Below are 3,704 nucleotides of genomic sequence, written 5' to 3'. Positions count from 1 at the left end.
CCGAGGCCGTGCTGGCCCGCGCCCGCGACCTCGGTCGACTTCGTCGCATCGGCGGGTGTGGAGACGGGCTGCGAGGCCTCGGTCGACTTCGTCGCATCGGCGGGTGTGGAGACGGGCTGCGAGGCGGGCGCCACCGGCATGACCGACGCGGGCACGGAAACGGGCGCGGCGCGCTCGACCGGAGGCGCCTCGGCGCTTTCGAAGCGGTTCACCGGCGCGTCGAGGATCGCCTCGTCCGCCCCCAGCTCCACCTGCCAGGCGAGAAGCGCCAGCGCGTCGTTCGGGTCCCATCCGTCCATGCCCCGAAGCTAGGCCCCCCCGCGCGCGAGGGGAAGGGCCTGCCGCCTTGCCGCGACGCCGTCACGCTGCCTATAAGCGGAGCGAGCGGAAACGGGACACGGGCGCCATGACCTTCCGGCAGCAGCACCTCCTGGGCATCGAGCCCCTGCACCCCGAGGAGATCCGCGCGATCCTCGACCTCGCCGACCGTTACGCCGACGCCGAGCGGGGCGACCGCGTGCATGGCCGCGTGCTCGAGGGGCTGACGCAGATCAACATGTTCTTCGAGGCCTCGACCCGCACCCAGGCGAGCTTCGAGATCGCGGGCAAGCGCCTCGGCGCGAACGTGATGAACATGGCGATGCAGGCCTCCTCGATCAAAAAGGGCGAGACGCTCATCGACACGGCGCTGACGCTGAACGCGATGCATCCCGACCTCCTCGTGGTGCGCCACCCGCATTCGGGCGCGGTCGACCTGCTGGCGCAGAAGGTGAACTGCGCCGTCCTGAACGCGGGCGACGGGCGGCACGAGCACCCGACGCAGGCGCTGCTGGACGCGCTGACGATCCGGCGCGAGAAGGGGCGGCTGCACCGGCTGACCATCGCGATCTGCGGCGACATCGCGCACAGCCGCGTGGCGCGCTCGAACATCCACCTCCTCGGCAAGATGGAGAACCGCCTGCGCCTGATCGGGCCGCCGACGCTGATGCCGTCGGGCGCCGCCGACTGGGGCGTGGAGGTCTTCGACGACATGGAGGAGGGGCTGAAGGACTGCGACGTGGTGATGATGCTCCGCCTCCAGAGGGAGCGGATGGACGGCGCGTTCATCCCGTCCGAGCGCGAATACTACCACCGCTTCGGGCTCGACGCGGCGAAGCTGAAGGCGGCGAAGGACGACGCCATCGTCATGCATCCGGGGCCGATGAACCGCGGGGTCGAGATCGACGGCACGCTCGCCGACGACATCAACCGCTCGGTGATCCAGGAACAGGTGGAGATGGGCGTCGCCGTGCGCATGGCGGCGATGGACCTGCTTGCGCGGAACCTGCGGGCGGCACGGGCGGCGGCGGCGGACGCGCGGGGGGTGATGGCATGAACGCGACGGTCCTCCACGTCTTCGCCGTCAACGGCGCCTCCGAGCTGCGCCACACGCACCTGACGCGGGCGCGCGGGCTGACGGCGGAGTTGCCGCCCATCGACCGCTGGCTCGGGGTCATGCGGCTGAACACCGACCGGATCGAGGTCTTCCCGGTCGACGATCTCGGCGAGATGGCGTTGTCGGACTACGTGACGATGGCCTTCGATCCGGCCGTGCCCCCGGCGCCGGAGGCGCGGTCGCGGATCGACGCGCTCGAGGGCTCGGTCCTCCTCGTGCCGGACGACGCCATGGAGGGGGAGCCGCGCCCCGGCCCGGAGCTGACGGCCATCGCGACGCTGCCGCTCGCGCAGCCCGACCATTCCGGCGACCTGCCGAAGGCCGAGGTCGCGCCCAAGCCGCGCCCGGAAACGACGCCGAAGGAGGCCGAACCGTCCGCCCCGCGCAAGGCCTTCCCGCAATGGGCCAAGGTCGCGCTCTTCGTCGTGGTCTTCCTCCTCCTCTACATCCTGCTCGAACGCTGATGGACGTCACCTCGACCCGCACCCAGTTCGCGCCGACGACCGCGCTCGAGCCCGGCGAGCGGCGGCTCGAGACGTTCCGCGGCGACCGCGCGACCTACTGGCGCGAGCACGCCTGGCTCGCGGCCATCGCCATGGCGGCGGGCATGGGCATTCTCTGGGCGCTCGGCAACCCGCATGTCTGGACGGGGGCGGTGGGCGGTCTTCTGGCCATCGCGGTCAGGGCCTTCTACCTCGCCTCCGACGAGACGCGGATGGAGTGGTGGCTGACCGACGCGCGCCTCCTCGGGCCCGGCACGCGGGCCATCGCGCTCGGGAACATCACGACGGTGCGCAGTCTCTTCTCGGCGGTGCAGGTGGTGACGGTGACGGGCGACAAGTATCTCCTGAAGTACCAGGCCGATCCGAAAACGGTCATCGCGGCCATCGACGCGGCGCGCGGGCGAGGCGCGGCATGACCACGGGAAGCGGCTGGGACGGCATCCTCGCGCCGGGCGAGGAGATCCTCTGGCAGGGCCGGCCCGACAGCGCCGTGGTCTGGTCCGACGCCCTTACCGACATGCTGCTGGGCGGCGCGTTCTTCACCCTCTTCGCCTGCGCGTGGATCGGGTTCGCCGTAACCATCATGGTGGCCGGGGACTTCCGCTTGCCCTTCATGCTCTTCCCTCTGGCGGGGCTGCCCTTTCTCGGCGTCGGTCTCTACATGCTGGGCGGCCATGTGGTCTACGACGCCTACCTGCGCTCGGTGACGTGGTACACGCTGACGGACCGCACGGCCTACGTCGCGACCGCGCCCTTCGGGTGGCGGCGGCTGCATCGGCACGCGATCCGCGACATGGCCTTCCTGGAACTCGAGGAGGGAGCGCCGGGGCGCGTCCTGTTCGCGAAGCGTTCGGCCCGCGGACGGAAGATACGGCGCCGGGGCTTCCGCCGGATAGCGGACGCGCGGCACGTCTACGGCAGGATGCGCGACCTGCGCGGCAACCCCATGCACATGGAAACGGCATGACCAACGCGCTTCTTCACAACGCCCGCCTGATCGACCCGGAGGCCGGGACCGAGACGCACGGCTGGCTCCGCATCGAGGCAGGCCTGATCGCCGAGACGGGGACGGGTCCGCGGCAGGGCGGCTTCGACTGCGGCGGGCTCTGCCTCGCGCCCGGGATCGTCGATGTGGGCGTGAAGGTCGGCGAGCCGGGCGAGCGCCACAAGGAGAGCCTGAGGACCGCGGGCCTCGCCGCCGCCGCGGGCGGCGTGACCACGATGGTGACGCGGCCCGACACGCTGACGCCCATCGACACGCCGGAAGTGCTGGAATTCGTCACCCGCCGCGCGCGGGAGGAGACGCCGGTGCGCGTCCGCGCCATGGCCGCGCTGACGAAGGGGCGGCAGGGGCAGGAGATGGCCGAGATCGGCTTTCTCCTCGACGCGGGCGCGGTGGCCTTCACCGACGGCGACGCGGTGACGGCGGACACGCGGGTCCTGTCGCGCTGCATGACCTATGCCCGCGGGCTCGGCGCGCTGATCGTGGGCCACCCGCAGGAGCCAGGGCTGAGCCGCGGCGCCGCCGTCACCTCGGGCAAGTTCGCGGCGCTCAAGGGCCTGCCCGCCGTCCCGCCGATGGCCGAGCGCATGGGCCTCGAGCGCGACCTCGCCCTCGTCGAGATGACCGGCGTGCGCTACCACGCCGACCAGGTCTCGACCGCCGCCGCGCTTCCGGCGCTGCGGCGCGCGAAGGCCGCGGGGCTCGACGTGACGGCGGGGGTGTCGATCCACCACCTGACGCTGAACGAGCTCGACGTCGGCAG

4 protein-coding genes and 2 pseudogenes are annotated in these 3,704 nt (G+C 71.8%); 5 read left to right on the top strand and 1 reads right to left on the bottom strand.

What is annotated here, in order from left to right; genetic code table 11:
• Positions 1-299 (bottom strand): annotated as a pseudogene (locus tag ACTS11_RS05535) (hypothetical protein); the annotation flags it as partial.
• A 107-nt stretch (positions 300-406) separates the two neighbouring features.
• On the opposite strand from ACTS11_RS05535, the gene ACTS11_RS05530 reads away from it, so the two are divergent.
• From ACTS11_RS05530 to ACTS11_RS05510, 5 genes and pseudogenes are all read left to right on the top strand, one after another.
• Positions 407-1,375 (top strand): aspartate carbamoyltransferase catalytic subunit, encoded by a 969-nt coding sequence (locus ACTS11_RS05530; protein WP_442639339.1) that lies wholly within the window; start codon positions 407-409, stop codon positions 1,373-1,375.
• Positions 1,372-1,899, top strand: a complete 528-nt coding sequence (locus ACTS11_RS05525; protein WP_442639338.1) for a hypothetical protein — start codon at positions 1,372-1,374, stop codon at positions 1,897-1,899. The genes ACTS11_RS05530 and ACTS11_RS05525 overlap by 4 nt, the downstream gene beginning before the upstream one ends.
• Positions 1,899-2,354: a hypothetical protein gene (locus ACTS11_RS05520; protein ID WP_442639337.1), complete on the top strand. Its 456-nt coding sequence runs from the start codon at positions 1,899-1,901 to the stop codon at positions 2,352-2,354. The genes ACTS11_RS05525 and ACTS11_RS05520 overlap by 1 nt, the downstream gene beginning before the upstream one ends.
• Positions 2,351-2,905, top strand: coding sequence for a hypothetical protein (locus ACTS11_RS05515; RefSeq protein ID WP_442639336.1), 555 nt, complete (start codon positions 2,351-2,353; stop codon positions 2,903-2,905). The genes ACTS11_RS05520 and ACTS11_RS05515 overlap by 4 nt, the downstream gene beginning before the upstream one ends.
• Positions 2,902-3,704 (top strand): annotated as a pseudogene (locus ACTS11_RS05510) (dihydroorotase); the annotation flags it as partial. The gene ACTS11_RS05515 and the pseudogene ACTS11_RS05510, both read left to right, overlap by 4 nt.

Origin of the sequence: Roseicyclus sp. (genome assembly GCF_052168335.1) — a bacterium.
Taxonomy (GTDB): Bacteria; Pseudomonadota; Alphaproteobacteria; order Rhodobacterales; family Rhodobacteraceae; genus Roseibacterium.
The sequence above is the reverse complement of the archived record's forward strand: the minus strand, read 5'-3'. Positions and strand labels throughout refer to the sequence as shown.